14 protein-coding genes and 4 pseudogenes are annotated in these 13,048 nt (G+C 48.2%); 9 read left to right on the top strand and 9 right to left on the bottom strand.

Annotation, left to right across the window (positions count from 1 at the left end):
• Positions 1-36 precede the first annotated feature (36 nt).
• From KZ771_RS02760 to KZ771_RS02750, 3 genes and pseudogenes are all read left to right on the top strand, one after another.
• Positions 37-1,413, top strand: coding sequence for a M24 family metallopeptidase (locus KZ771_RS02760; RefSeq protein ID WP_290654297.1), 1,377 nt, complete (start codon positions 37-39; stop codon positions 1,411-1,413).
• An 82-nt stretch (positions 1,414-1,495) separates the two neighbouring features.
• A pseudogene (locus KZ771_RS02755) lies at positions 1,496-2,350 on the top strand (cation diffusion facilitator family transporter).
• Between the two features lie 3 nt (positions 2,351-2,353).
• On the top strand, positions 2,354-3,157 hold the full coding sequence (locus tag KZ771_RS02750; RefSeq protein WP_290654296.1) for an NAD-dependent protein deacetylase: 804 nt from the start codon (positions 2,354-2,356) through the stop codon (positions 3,155-3,157).
• A gap of 53 nt (positions 3,158-3,210) precedes the next feature.
• On the opposite strand, the gene arfB is transcribed toward KZ771_RS02750, so the two are convergent.
• From arfB to KZ771_RS02715, 7 genes are all read right to left on the bottom strand, one after another.
• Complete coding sequence (gene arfB / locus KZ771_RS02745) at positions 3,211-3,621, bottom strand: alternative ribosome rescue aminoacyl-tRNA hydrolase ArfB (RefSeq protein WP_290654295.1); 411 nt, start codon at positions 3,619-3,621, stop codon at positions 3,211-3,213.
• Positions 3,614-3,868 (bottom strand): type II toxin-antitoxin system RelE/ParE family toxin, encoded by a 255-nt coding sequence (locus KZ771_RS02740; RefSeq protein WP_290654294.1) that lies wholly within the window; start codon positions 3,866-3,868, stop codon positions 3,614-3,616. Before KZ771_RS02740 ends, arfB begins: the two co-directional genes overlap by 8 nt.
• The gene (locus tag KZ771_RS02735) at positions 3,858-4,109 is read right to left on the bottom strand and encodes a type II toxin-antitoxin system Phd/YefM family antitoxin (protein WP_290654293.1); all 252 of its coding nucleotides are present in this window, start codon (positions 4,107-4,109) and stop codon (positions 3,858-3,860) included. The genes KZ771_RS02740 and KZ771_RS02735 overlap by 11 nt, the downstream gene beginning before the upstream one ends.
• A gap of 66 nt (positions 4,110-4,175) precedes the next feature.
• Positions 4,176-4,694 carry a DUF1543 domain-containing protein gene (locus KZ771_RS02730; protein WP_290654292.1) on the bottom strand — a complete coding sequence of 173 codons (519 nt, stop codon included), beginning with the start codon at positions 4,692-4,694 and terminating at the stop codon, positions 4,176-4,178.
• Between the two features lie 9 nt (positions 4,695-4,703).
• Positions 4,704-4,916 carry a DUF1653 domain-containing protein gene (locus KZ771_RS02725; protein ID WP_290570437.1) on the bottom strand — a complete coding sequence of 71 codons (213 nt, stop codon included), beginning with the start codon at positions 4,914-4,916 and terminating at the stop codon, positions 4,704-4,706.
• 22 nt (positions 4,917-4,938) lie between these two features.
• Positions 4,939-5,739: a class III extradiol ring-cleavage dioxygenase gene (locus KZ771_RS02720; RefSeq protein ID WP_290570435.1), complete on the bottom strand. Its 801-nt coding sequence runs from the start codon at positions 5,737-5,739 to the stop codon at positions 4,939-4,941.
• 240 nt (positions 5,740-5,979) lie between these two features.
• Positions 5,980-6,819, bottom strand: a complete 840-nt coding sequence (locus KZ771_RS02715; RefSeq protein WP_290570434.1) for a hypothetical protein — start codon at positions 6,817-6,819, stop codon at positions 5,980-5,982.
• Positions 6,820-7,117: 298 nt separating this feature from the next.
• On the opposite strand from KZ771_RS02715, the gene KZ771_RS02710 reads away from it, so the two are divergent.
• The gene (locus KZ771_RS02710) at positions 7,118-8,404 is read left to right on the top strand and encodes a hypothetical protein (protein ID WP_290654291.1); all 1,287 of its coding nucleotides are present in this window, start codon (positions 7,118-7,120) and stop codon (positions 8,402-8,404) included.
• Between the two features lie 199 nt (positions 8,405-8,603).
• Positions 8,604-9,299, top strand: a complete 696-nt coding sequence (locus tag KZ771_RS02705; protein ID WP_290654290.1) for an inovirus-type Gp2 protein — start codon at positions 8,604-8,606, stop codon at positions 9,297-9,299.
• Positions 9,300-9,362: 63 nt separating this feature from the next.
• On the opposite strand, the pseudogene KZ771_RS02700 reads toward KZ771_RS02705, so the two are convergent.
• Together KZ771_RS02700 and cadR are read right to left on the bottom strand one after the other, a co-directional pair.
• A pseudogene (locus tag KZ771_RS02700) lies at positions 9,363-9,515 on the bottom strand (JAB domain-containing protein); the annotation flags it as partial.
• A gap of 15 nt (positions 9,516-9,530) precedes the next feature.
• Positions 9,531-9,938 carry a Cd(II)/Pb(II)-responsive transcriptional regulator gene (gene cadR / locus KZ771_RS02695; RefSeq protein ID WP_004364961.1) on the bottom strand — a complete coding sequence of 136 codons (408 nt, stop codon included), beginning with the start codon at positions 9,936-9,938 and terminating at the stop codon, positions 9,531-9,533.
• Positions 9,939-10,033: 95 nt separating this feature from the next.
• On the opposite strand from cadR, the pseudogene KZ771_RS02690 reads away from it, so the two are divergent.
• From KZ771_RS02690 to KZ771_RS02675, 4 genes and pseudogenes are all read left to right on the top strand, one after another.
• Positions 10,034-10,930: pseudogene (locus KZ771_RS02690) on the top strand (cation transporter).
• Positions 10,931-10,933: 3 nt separating this feature from the next.
• Positions 10,934-11,446, top strand: coding sequence for a signal peptidase II (lspA, locus tag KZ771_RS02685; protein ID WP_004863699.1), 513 nt, complete (start codon positions 10,934-10,936; stop codon positions 11,444-11,446).
• Between the two features lie 21 nt (positions 11,447-11,467).
• Positions 11,468-11,737, top strand: a pseudogene (locus tag KZ771_RS02680) (transposase family protein); the annotation flags it as partial.
• A gap of 69 nt (positions 11,738-11,806) precedes the next feature.
• Positions 11,807-12,960, top strand: a protein-coding gene (locus KZ771_RS02675; protein WP_290654289.1) for an IS3 family transposase whose coding sequence is annotated in 2 segments (ribosomal slippage) — positions 11,807-12,062 and positions 12,062-12,960 — 1,155 coding nt in all. Because the reading frame shifts where the segments join, the coding sequence is not laid out codon by codon here.
• Positions 12,961-13,048 lie beyond the last annotated feature (88 nt).

Genomic DNA, 13,048 nt, shown 5'->3' with positions numbered 1-13,048 from the left:
AAAACTAGCCAATAAAAATAAAAAAAGGAATGGCTTATGTTTACCCGTATGTTGGCGCCAATTGCCGGTGTGCTGTTACTACTACCTACGTCAACCCAGGCAGTTCAGGCTCAGGGCCGAGTCATAGAATCTGCCGGGCAGTACTCTGTAGTATCCCATCGAGAGCGAGTTGCGCCTGTTAATGACATGACGGAGAAGCGTTTAGCTACGTTGCTGCCTAAATTAATGGAAGAAACTGAGCTTGATATGTGGCTGGTCATCAATCGCGAATATGCGGAAGATCCGGTTTATTTCTCGCTGGTACCGCAGCCAACCTTTGCTGCACGTCGCACTACCATGCTGATTTTTAATCGGCTGGCGGATGGTACCGTAGAAAAACTGTCGGTTAACACCTACCCATTCGGGTCGCCGTACGAGTCGGTTTGGTCCGGCGGCGATTTAGACGAGCAATGGCGGGCGTTGGCAAAACTGATTGTTGAGAAGAATCCACAACGTATCGGCATCAACGTATCCCGCGACTGGCCGGTAGCTGACGGACTAACTAAGGGCTTGCACCAACGTTTGCTGGATGTCTTACCTGTTGATTATGCATCGCGGTTAACCTCTGCCGAGGAGCTGGTGGTGCGTTGGGTTGAAACCCGCACAGCGCAAGAAGCCAGTATTTTAAGTACAGCCGTTGCGCTGGCCCGCGGTGTCATTGCTGAAGCGTTTAGTAATAAAACCATTACTCCCGGAGTCACCCACACCGACGACGTCGCGTGGTTTATTCGCCAACGCTTTGAAGATCTTGGTTTAGACGCATGGTTTATGCCTTATGTGACCTTCCAACGCGAAGGTAGCCAATGCACCGATGACATGCCCTTTTGCAGTAACGGTAAAGGCGTGATTGAGCGCGGTGACGTGCTGCACACCGATGTGGGAATTTGCTATCTGACCATGTGCACCGATACCCAGGAAATGGCTTACGTGCTAAAGCGCGATGAGACTGATGCCCCCACCGGCCTTAAAAGCGCCCTGGCAACCGGCAACCAATGGCAAGATCTGTTAACCACTGAATTTACTGTAGGCCGAACCGGCAACGAAGTATTAGCAGCCACCATAGAAGCCAGTCAAACCACCGGTATTAACAGCAGCACCTATACTCATCCCATCGGTTTTTACGGCCATGCGCCCGGTCCAACCATCGGCATGTGGGACAACCAGGGCCCGACGCCGGTGCGCGGTGACTGGCCATTACACGCCAATACTGCGTATGCGATAGAAGGTAACATCAAGCAGTCAGTGCCCGAATGGGATGATCAAACCGTACAAATTATGTTAGAACAAACGGCGTTCTTTGCCGGCAATAAGGTTGACGGCAAGAAGGTTACATATAGTGCCGGCCGGCAAACGCAGTGGCACTTGATTCGCTAACACGATTTGACTGACAAACAACGGAGTTCTTTTGAGTCATCACCACAATCATTCGCACGGCCATAGCCATGATCATAGCCATTTGCCATCGGAGCGGTTGGGCTGGGCCTTTGTGCTCAATTTTGTCTTTACCATCATTGAGTTTATTGGTGGGGTATTAACGAACAGTACCGCCATCTTAGCGGATGCCGTGCATGATTTAGGCGATAGCATCTCGTTAGGGCTTGCCTAGATTTTGAGCAAGTTGGGCAATAAACAAGCCAACCACCGCTTTACTTATGGCTACAAACGCCTGAGTCTGGTCGGTGCATTTATCAATGCCGTGGTGTTAATTGCCGGCTCGGTGTGGGTATTAACAGAAGCAATCCCGCGCCTGTGGAACCCCACCATGCCAGTAGCCGAGGGCATGATCGGGCTGGCGATATTGGGCATCGCCGTTAATGGCTTTGCGGCCTATAAATTATCTGCGGGTAAAACGCTCAACGAACGAGTCATCAACTGGCACCTGTTAGAGGATGTACTAGGCTGGGTCGCCGTCTTAATCGTCGCCATTGTGTTGCTGTTTGTCGACTGGCCGATTTTGGATCCACTGCTATCCATTGCCTTCACGCTGTTTATCCTGGTTAACGTGCTACGTAACCTTTGGGCAACCATCAAATTATTCGTACAGGCCAACCCTGACCATGCACTTTACCGAGATGTCGAGCAGGTGTTAGCGGACCTGCCGGACGTCACCGATATCCACCACCTGCACTTTTGGTCACTGGATGGCGAGTCCCACGTATTAACCGCACATTTAGTGGTCGCGCGCGATTTAACCGCCGCCGAATACAGTGAATTGAAAGCTCTGATCGACCATCGCTTAGCAGCCTATAAACTCAGCCACACCACCATCGAGCTGGAGTTTCCCAGCGAGAACTGCCGGGATGAGCTTTAACCGATGTTGGACGACCGAGAAAAACTTCAGCAGTTTTTAGCAAAAAACAAACCGTTGACCGTATTGACCGGCGCCGGTTTAAGCACCGCGTCGGGGATCCCTGACTACCGTGACCATAACGGCAACTGGAAAAGCGCTCCACCGATGCAGCATCGTGACTTTATGACCGACGAAGCGTTGCGCAAGCGCTATTGGGCGCGTTCGCTGCACGGCTGGCCGGTGCTTTATAATGCACAGCCGAATCCAGCACATAAGGCACTTGCACAGATGCAGAATGAGGGGCTAATCGGCACCATTATTACCCAAAACGTTGATGGCCTGCACCAAAAAGCAGGTGCCACAGACGTCATAAATTTGCATGGCTACGCTAACGACATGATTTGCATGGACTGCGGCGCTCGCTCGCCGCGCATCGACATGCATGAGCGCTGCCTGGCGCTCAATCCGGAGTTTGCCGACCTCGATGCCACTGCATTACCCGACGGCGATGCCGACATCGACGTGGATTTCTCCCGTTTTTCGATTGCCGACTGCCTTAATTGTGGAGGCCTACTCAAACCGGATGTGGTGTATTTTGGTGATACCGTACCCAAAGAACGCGTCGCCAAAGCTCGACAAGCGCTAGCCGAAAGTGCCGGATTATTAGTAGTCGGTTCATCACTGATGGTGTTTTCCGGTTACCGCTTTGCCCGACAGGCAAATGAACAAGGCCAGCCCATTGGCATACTAACCCGCGGCAAAACCCGCGCTGATGAGCTGGCAACCTTGAAGATCGACGCAAATATCAGTGATGTACTGGTCACGTAAATAACTAGTCTCTCGCACCATTAACGTTACCAGCATTTAAATAAGTCAGCGCGTTAAAAGTCTTTCTTCCGCAGGGCCTTCTTCTGGCCCTGTTGTTTTTTCTTCTGTATACGCTTTTCTTTCGCCGCACGACTGGGCTTAGTGGCAATACGTTTTTTCTGCACCCGCGAGACGCTGCGAATGAGCTCAATCAACTGCTCCAGCGCCAACTCACGATTACGCACCTGACTGCGCGTTTCTTGCGACTTAATAATGACTTTGCCGCTTTGCGTAATACGGTGATCAGCGCGTTTTAACAGCCGCTGTTTATAAAAATCCGGTAACGAAGACGCCTGAATATCGAAAATCAGCTGCGCGGCGGTGGCAACTTTATTGACGTTTTGTCCACCCGCACCGCTGGAGCGAATAAACTGCCACTCAATTTCATGCTCCGGAATTTCGACGCGTTGTGAGACTTTAATCATGGTATTGCCATCGTGTTGAAAGTAAAATGTAAATTAACTCATCATCGACTACCTCATAAACTAACCGGTATCCCGCTGACCGCAGCTTAATTTTGTAGACAGCGTCGTAACCACTTAACTTATCAGCTAAAACTCGCGGCTGCTTCAAACGATCTGCCAACTTTTTTTTGAACTGGCTCTTAACCGCCGAACCCAGCTTATTCCACTCTTTTAAAGCCGCTGGAATAAATTTTAACTTATAGGTCATCCAACGATACCGAGACGGCTTGATCTTTATCGTTACGACGCTCCTCTACGAGCTTACCAAGTTCGTAATCCTCGATGGTATCCATTAACGCTTCATAGGTTGCGGCAGGAATCAGATAAGCAGCCGGCTTGTTGTGATTGAGTACTGCGACCGGTGAGCCGCTTGCCTCTGCAATCAAAGCCGATGGGTTTTTCTTTAATTCTGAAATACTGACAGAAAAGTCAGCGAGTACTTGACGCATTATGACCTCTATTTAGATCTATATTATGGTCATATAATAGCCTATATTTTGGGCCGTCACCACACTTTAAGGTAACGGCTGGTAGCCCTTCCAGTCCGGCACTAACGCCTGCTGCTGGCCATCGTGATGCAAGTGGACGTGATAATTATCGACGAGATCCACACACAGGCAATCATCCACCGCAATTAGGTCATCTTTGTGTAGCTGCTCTGCGCCCGCAAGTCCGGTGGCCATGACCTGCGCTTTCGCTAATTGTTTTGCCGTAGCGGCAGAATCAGCAACCACCACCGTAAAATCATGAAACTCCGCTAATTTACCGTCGAAATAGCCGCCAAAGTTTACGAAATAGAGTTTTCTAGTCGTATCAGACTGAGGTTCTTCTGCCAATTCAATGCGGTAGCCATCGACATGGTGAAGGTGCACATAACTGTCCAGATGTAAGCCTTTTTGCGTACCGAACCAGCCGGCGCGAATGGCCGGATACGTTTGTTCGATACGTTCACCCACCACAAAGCGTACATCGTGTAGTTCAATATTAGCGCCCGGTGCAGTGCCACCAATATAGGTTAAATATAATTTTTGCATGCCGCTCGACTATTCCTTTACTAACCGAAACCGAGGCACCGATTGCCCTTCAACCTCGACCGATTCGGTAAACATATCATAGGGCCGCACCCACAGTTTTTGCTCACCATAAAGCGGCTGGTAAAGTACCAGCGTTTCTTCGGTTTCGCTGTGGGTTACCGTATCAATGACGCGATAACGGTTACCTTTGTAGTGCGCGTAAATACCTGGAGTTATTTTCATAGGTTAAGGTAAATCATTCCTATTAGGTTAATTGCCAGTAACACATCCGCGCCTCTTTATGCAGCGCGCTGACAGAAATTACTTCATCACAAGCTCTGCCTGCCGCGCCATAGCAAACATGCAGAGGTAATAAATGCTCTTCACGCGGATGACAAAACCTCGCGTGAGGTGCCTCATGCCAATGGCTCAGCTTTTCCGAGCGTTGTTGCTCCGTCAGCGCACCACTGCTACAGACATACTCAAGCCATTGCTGGAATTCCGCATTTTTACGATCGGCGCCGGTATCACCCTGGGCAAAGAACGCTTTCATATTATGAAATGAAAAACCGGAGCCGAGAATTAGCAAGTTATCGTAATCAAGATGGGTTAGCGCATTACCCAATCTGATATGAGCTTCAGCATCAAGTGTATTCATCAACGACAGTTGCACGCAAGGGATGTTCGCTTGCGGGAACATCAGCTTCAGCGGCACAAATAGTCCATGATCAAAACCACGTTCTGGCTCGCCCACCGACTCAATACCGGCTGCGGTGATTGCACCCAGCAGTTCCTTCGCCAGACCCGGTTCGCCGGGAGCCGGGTAACTGATTTGATATGATTCCGGTGGAAAGCCATAGTAATCATAAATCAACTCGGGCTGCTGTGCCGTCGTTACATGCGGGATATCGGCTTCCCAATGCGCGCTGACCACGACAATCGCATCGGGTGTTGGCATCCGCGCTGCAATATCCCGCAACGCGTTGTTAAGGCTATCATGACTATCGTCTTGCGCTAATAACGGCATGGGCCCACCGCCATGGGCAATGTAGAGAATTTGTCGCATGTGAACGTCCTCCTTGTTATCGACACCGAGCAGCACGGCGGGTTAACCCCAATGCTGCTTAAACCACCTGATCATCTGGGCCACGATTTGTTCTGGTCGAGGTACCGAGCTTTCTAATTGCTAATTCCCACTCGCGCCAGAGGCGCGAGCTACGGATACGACACAGGTAATAAATCATTTAATATAAAGCAGACAAGCTTTGGAATACATAATGGAATACTAAAAGTCGAGCTTGATGAATCAGCTGTCTCCTCGTTCCTTATTCAGCTTTTTCTCTTGCCTCTTAGCTTTCTTTCCGAGCTGCTCACTTGACTTATTATAGTCATCGAGCTCACCTAGGTTAGTGATTTTCTGCAAATTACGATACTTTTTCACAGTACCATACATCTGCTCAATATTTTCTTCTAAGGCACCTGCGACCAGCTTAAAATTATTGCGAGTGTCCTCATCAAATTCTCTGTCAATCAGGCCATCTAGATCCTTCGCCAATGCCTGTAATGCAATACCTCGAGCTATCGCTTTCGCTGAGTACTTGTCAATGAACTCATCTAACACAAATTTCCGTATTCTCTTCAGACTTTGATTCTCTCGATTACGCTGTGTTGTATTGATGTCCTTTGCTTTCTCGAGGCGCTTCGCATATTCCTCCTGAATATGCTCTTTATGCTTTTGAATTTCATCCTCATAGTAATCACGAAAGTTATCAATACCCATTTTTATAATTGAGTCTAAGCCATCCGAAATCAAGTAACCTTTGGACACCATAAATCGATCAAATTCGCGTCGTGTGCTATGTTCGATCCAAGCCGATATAGCCACTTTATTTTGCTTTTTTTTCTTTCTATTACGCCGACTGGTTAATGCACTTTTTATTCTTTTAAATCGTTTTTCTCTTGGGTCATTATGAGCCGTGCTCTGCTCCCAAAGTTTATTACCAGTAACTAAATAAGTAACCATTGCGTTATCTAAGCCAACAGTAGATTTCAAATAATTGGATAGCCACTGCTGCTCTTCATCATTTCTTATTCCTAACGCGTGGCATAAGTCAAAAGACTCTTTCTCTATCTGTTCTTCATTCATTACGTCCACACCTTCACTTAAATAAATATAGATGCTATTTTAACACTTGTCACTTAGTGATGTCACTTCGTGATTTTTAATAAATACATATAGGTAGCTATTTAAACACATGGACCAAAGCGCGAATACAATATTAGACCGTTTGTTTCATCAAAATCCACAAGACCGAACTATATCAAGCGATAGTCAGCGGCCGTTGACGTCATACGCTAGGTTAGTGCTTTATATACTTCATTATAGGAAAGCAGACGGGATACCAACTAAGAACTACTATAACGAATTCGGTATTAGCTACCACTTGGTTAAGCAAGCAATAGAAAGCCTGACCGAACGCAAAATAATAACCACATATCATGCTAATGGTACTTCTGAAGTCTTGGTTAAGTGCTTCCGAATAAAAGGCAACCCCAAGTCTAATCAACTAATAAAACCACCTAAGCCACTTCACGAATTTATAAAATCTGGAAGGCTTTCTTTGCCTAACAAGAAGCCTGAAAAACTCAGTGTCCCCGAACGAATGGTCTTAGCCTTCCTTGTTTATAAGTCTGATACAACTGGAGTGACTCAGGGCTTTTTTAATAGTGACATCTGCAATTCGACAGGCGTATCACGGGATCAACTTCTTCGTATACTCAAAAAGCTGAAAGCGAAAAAAATCATCATCAAAACAATTCCCGGCTACAATGGCAGCCGCTCTTTAAAGCGTCTACCCACCGTTTACTTCATTAACCGAGCATATCGTTTTGTTAACTCTAACCATTCTTCATATTGGAAAAACGAACAGCTTTTAGCGGCCAATCACCCTTTTAGCTTATCGTCAGCAGCAGAATGCGTTCGTACTAACTCATATCAAGCATGGATAGCGTGGTTTGACAAATTGGCTCATAAGCTGGGCTCTGTAGACATGCTTCGTTATGTCACTAGTAATAGCAATAGTAAGCACCGCCTAGCACTCATTTTACTGGATGAGCGCAGGACGCTAGACGATATTGATAGACAGCATATTAGTTGGGCTGTTATGGAGACCGCAGAAATAATCTTAATTAACGAATTCAGACACTCCCCTGGGTTAATAGAGCAACTAAGAAAGGACCCCAACTCATTGCAACAGGGAGAAAGAAAGAGCTTACGCGATATGCTAAACAATCGACTCCTGGAGATTTTTCTTGACGAAGAATCCCATTATCGGAAAGTGAGCAAGATATTTCTTCGTATCGCCAAGCGAGTCAAAATTCAACAGAAAGCATTAGAAGCGGAGAGTACCGAAGCGGCCCAATCTGCTATCGCTGACGATCAGTATGAATCTGAGGCAAGAGAGCTGTTAAGAAGCGCTCGAGACTATTTAGCTGAATGGTTAGTCAAATCAGCCGTTGAGGTTGCGTTTAATACTCAAAGGTTCATCACCGACCAGGACTTGTTTAACGCCGAAAAAAAGAATCCGCAATTTGGATGCCGCTTGTTACTTACTCACAGCACTAATGCCGAACAGTCAGACGTGACGTTGTTATTAGGCGAGGTTGATCATAGTGCTCCTGCTAAGTTAGCTGTGCACCCTCTTCCGCCAAGTCATAGGGAACCACTGTGATTTTAATTACAAAACACCGCGTAGCCGAGTAATGTGCTTGGCTGTAATAGTAATATAAGTAACCAGTACATCATTCATTGGTACGTCTAGTAACCAATGCTTAGCCAGTGATAGGTAAGCCCCAAGCTTACCGTCTGACTTATGGTTAAAGATTACAGGATCAGATCTCCTATGAGCTTAACTGCAACTGGAGGTCTAAATGACAAATCGTAAGCGTAGTAAATACAATCACAACCTGAAGCTCTACCATGAACCAACATACAAAGGGTTTAAACTTAAACGAAGCAATGCACCTTACATTGAACAGAACCTAGACGGGCTCTATGCAACGATGATAAGTGCGTTAAACCATCATCACAGAACACTAGCGGTTCGTTTTGACCTTAAGGTTCCTTTATCAGGGATACCTATTGAAGTAGATAACCCCATCAAACGCTTTATTGACGCTGTAAGAGCTCGCATAAACAGGCATCTAAAACAGAAATTTAAACGGGAAGGTCGTTTTCGTTCATGCAGGCTTCGCTACGCCGTGAAAGTGGAGCAAAAAGTAATGGCACTACACGAGCATTACCACGTCATTCTCTTCGTTAATAACGACGTTTTCAGGTGTATAAAAAACCTTGGGCCCAACGACGACTCGGCTCTTGGAAAAATGATAAGAGACTCGTGGCATTCGGTGGTCAAATTGGATGAGCGTTCAACAGAGGTACTCATACACAGTTCACCAACGCCCAACCGCCACTTAACAGGTGACGTCTCCAGCGACAACCCAGTTATGAGAGCCGCATTCGAGCATTACAGCTATATCTGCAAGGAAGACACCACGCTATACAGAATGAATCGCCCATCGTTTTATTCGAGCTCTAAGCTGGCAAAAAATAAAGCGCCAGCATAAGGCACCAAGCAACGTAGCAGAGGCCCAGGGAAAACCTCTGCTACGTGCTTAGTTGCATTACATCTACAACAACCCCCTTTCAGCAAACGAAACCGTGTCTTGACCTACTACGATGTGGTCAAGCACGGGGACGTCTATGTGATTGAGTGCATCCTTGATACGCGTGGTCACACGCTTGTCAGCTTCCGATGGTTCAGTCAGGGTAAGCGGATTATCTGGTTGATGCTTCACCTACTGCTGGTGCATGTTTCCTTCGCTAATTCCAGCAAGAACCCCACACGCCTCAACTTCCCGGTCATCGTTGCAACTCGCTCTCAGTGAAACGAGTTGTTTCTCAAGCGCTTGCAGAGCGGTTATCTGCGACCGCACATGAGAGATGTGATCATCGAGCAAGGCGTTGACGGCGGTACAAGGCTGATGAGGGTCGTCCTGATAGCTCTGTAGTTCGTGAATCTCAGCCAGTGACAGGCCCAGGATTCTGCAGCGACGGATGAAGGCCAGCCCCTCACCATGCTTCTCGGTATAGACACGGTAACCGTTGTCCTGCCGATCAGGCGGCGGCAACAAGCCCTGCTGTTCATAGAAGCGGATCGTCTGTGTTTCGACCCCTACCAACTGCGCCAACTGACCAATGCGCATCAGCCTCCTCCCCAACGGATTCTTTACTCTATTGACCTTATAGTAGCTTTATAGTTTAAAATGGTACCACAACATTGTTCAAGTGGAGTCGTATCATGAGCAAATCCTGTGGTGGCGCCTGTGGCGGTGATGCAACGTCCGCAGCGGATACCGATATACAGGCCTCCTCCGAGGCGCCAGGGAGATGGGTCAGTGTTTATGCCGTGCCGAAGATGGACTGTCCATCAGAAGAACGAATGATTCGCCTGGCCCTGAACGGCTTTGAGGAGATTCGGGCGCTGTCCTTCGACTTGTCGAACCGCCGGCTGAAGGTCGTGCATGATGGCGAGTCGAGCCCGTCACCTCGAAACTGAAGACCTTGGGGCTAGGCGCCTCGCTTCAGGAAACCGTCGCTGCAAATCCGGAGACCATCAAGGCCGCCGAGTTGTCGGCAGCTTCTGCTAAGCAAGACTCCGGGACCCCTGCGCTGGTTGCTCGGCATCAATGCACTTCTGTTCGTGGTGGAAATGACTGCCGGTCTGATCGCCCAGTCCACCGGCCTGATTGGAGAGTCCCTGGATAATTTTGCCGATGCGGCCGTGTACGGGCTTGCCCTTTATGCGGTTGGTCACAGCGTGAAAATGCAGCTACGTGCTGCCCATCTTGCGGGTGTCCTGCAACTGATCTTGGCTGTTGGCGTACTCATAGAGGTGGTGAGACGCTTTGTATTCGGTAGTGAGCCTGAATCGCTGGTGATGATGGCTATCGCATTCGTCGCATTGATTGCCAATACCAGTTGTCTGCTGCTCATATCCAAACATCGGGAAGGCGGGGCGCACATGAAGGCAAGCTGGATATTCTCGGCCAACGACGTGGTGATCAACCTGGGGGTCATCACCGCCGGCGCCCTGGTCGCGTGGACCGGTTCCAATTATCCGGATCTGATTATCGGCACCATCGCGGGGGGCATTGTACTTAACGGTGCCAGACGCATTTTGGCGTTGAAGGGTTAAATAATGCTCATTATTGGCAAAAAGCTCTCGCCGTATGCCCTATTGTCCATATCGGGCCTGCTGGCAGCGTCTGATCAGGCTGTAAAGTGGCTGGTGCAGCAATCAATGGCCTATGGCGAGTATGTTTCGGTGACCCCGTTCTTTAACTGGGTGCACCTATGGAACACCGGTGCCGCATTCAGTCTTTTTGCGAATGGTGGAGGCTGGCAGCGCTACTTTTTTATCGGAATCGCGGTAGTGGTCTCGATTTTTCTGATCAAGCTGATCCTTGAAAATCGTCATAAAGGAGAAGCCATCGCTTACAGTCTTATCCTCGGTGGCGCCATGGGCAACCTGATTGACCGGGTCTTTCGCGGCTATGTTGTGGATTCCTTTGATTTCTATTGGCGAGACTGGCATTGGCCGGCCTTCAACCTGGCTGATATTGCAATTGTCCTCGGTGCCTTACTTTTCGTTTCCAGCAGCTTGTTGGGTAAAAAAGCAAACACCAATGCCGAGCCGGATGGATCTGACTGACACCTACGCCTATACAACACCATGACCGAACTTCCCGACAACATCCTTCACCTGCCGCAATACCAAGTACTGGGCTGCAAATCAACCGACGACGAAATGCACTTCCAGGTGGACGTGCCCGATCCCATCGCCTGCGAGGAATGCGGCGTGCAGGGTGAGTTCGTGCGGTTCGGCAAGCGTGATGTTACCTATCGTGATCTGCCCATCCACGGCAAGCGGGTCACTCTCTGGGTGGTCCGCCGCCGATACACCTGCCGGGCCTGCAAGACAACATTCAGGCCCCAGCTACCGGTGGTAAGGCCTGAGACTTCCCGACACCTTTTATGGTAACAATGTAACTTAAACCATAAGAGGAAAAACATGGGTAAAGGTATTCGATACTCAGATGAGTTTAAACAAGAAGCAGTGAATCAGGTCTCGGTCCATGGTTATAGCGTTGCCGACGTTTCAGAACGTTTGGGGATCAGCACAAAGACGTTGTATGGCTGGCTAAAACGCTTCTCTAAGCCAACCGAAAAGCGAGAAGAAGAGGAAGACCTTCGTGCCGAGAACGCGCGGCTAAAACGGGAGCTGAAACGCTCCGAGCAAGAAAGGCATATATTAAAGGAAGCAGCGGTGTTCTTTGCCGGCGAGTCAAAGAACGGTACCGATTCATAAAATCTCGTTCATCACGCTATCCTGTCAGGATCATGTGTCGTGCGTTGAGCATTCACCCCAGCGGCTACTATGATTGGCTTAAGTCGCCGGTCAGCAAGCGTGAGCGCGAAGACCAAAAGCTATCACAAAAGATAAAGCAGTTTTGGATTGAGAGCGGTGGCTTTCACGGCTACCGGAATATCTATCTGGATTTTCGTGATGCCGACGAATACTGCGGCCGCGATCGAATTTTACGACTCATGCAAAAAGAAGGCATCTGCGCACAACGCGGTTATAGCGTACCAAGCGGTTACTACGGTGGTAAAACCGACATCGTTGCTGATAACGAGCTAAACCGAGAATTTAATGTCGATCATCCCAATCAGTGGTGGGTAACCGATATTACCTATATCAAAACCCACGAGGGCTTCTTGTTCCTGGCTGTCGTCATGGATTTATTCGCACGGAACATAGTTGGCTGGTCGATGAGCGACAGAATGACTGAAGATCTGGCTATGCAGGCGATAACCGCTGCGTACTGGCGTCGAAAACCGAAGCAGCAGGTAAAACTTCATTCCGACCAAGGCTCTCAGTATTCCAGTCGCCAGTTCAGAAAGTTACTTAATGCATACGATATTAAGCCAAGTATGAGTCGACGTGGTAATTGCCATGACAACGCAGTGGCAGAAAGCTTTTTTAGTAATTTAAAGAAGGAAAAAATACGCCGTCGTATTTATCCAAACCGCGCCGAAGCAAAGCAGGCGGTATTTCATTATATCGAGATGGTTTATAATCCAACTCGACGCCATACGAAAAATGACAGAATGTCACCGAACAACTTCGAGCGTGAATATTTTAGGCAGGTAGAAGGTGTCTAGAAAAATCAGGCCTTACCATTACTACCTATTAAAAAATAGAAATACGATTATAACTAGTATTCAAATAACGACTTGACACTTAGAAGGG

The organism is Idiomarina sp., from assembly GCF_019431395.1.
Taxonomy (GTDB): Bacteria; Pseudomonadota; Gammaproteobacteria; order Enterobacterales; family Alteromonadaceae; genus Idiomarina.
This window is presented reverse-complemented; position numbering and strand designations above follow the sequence as displayed.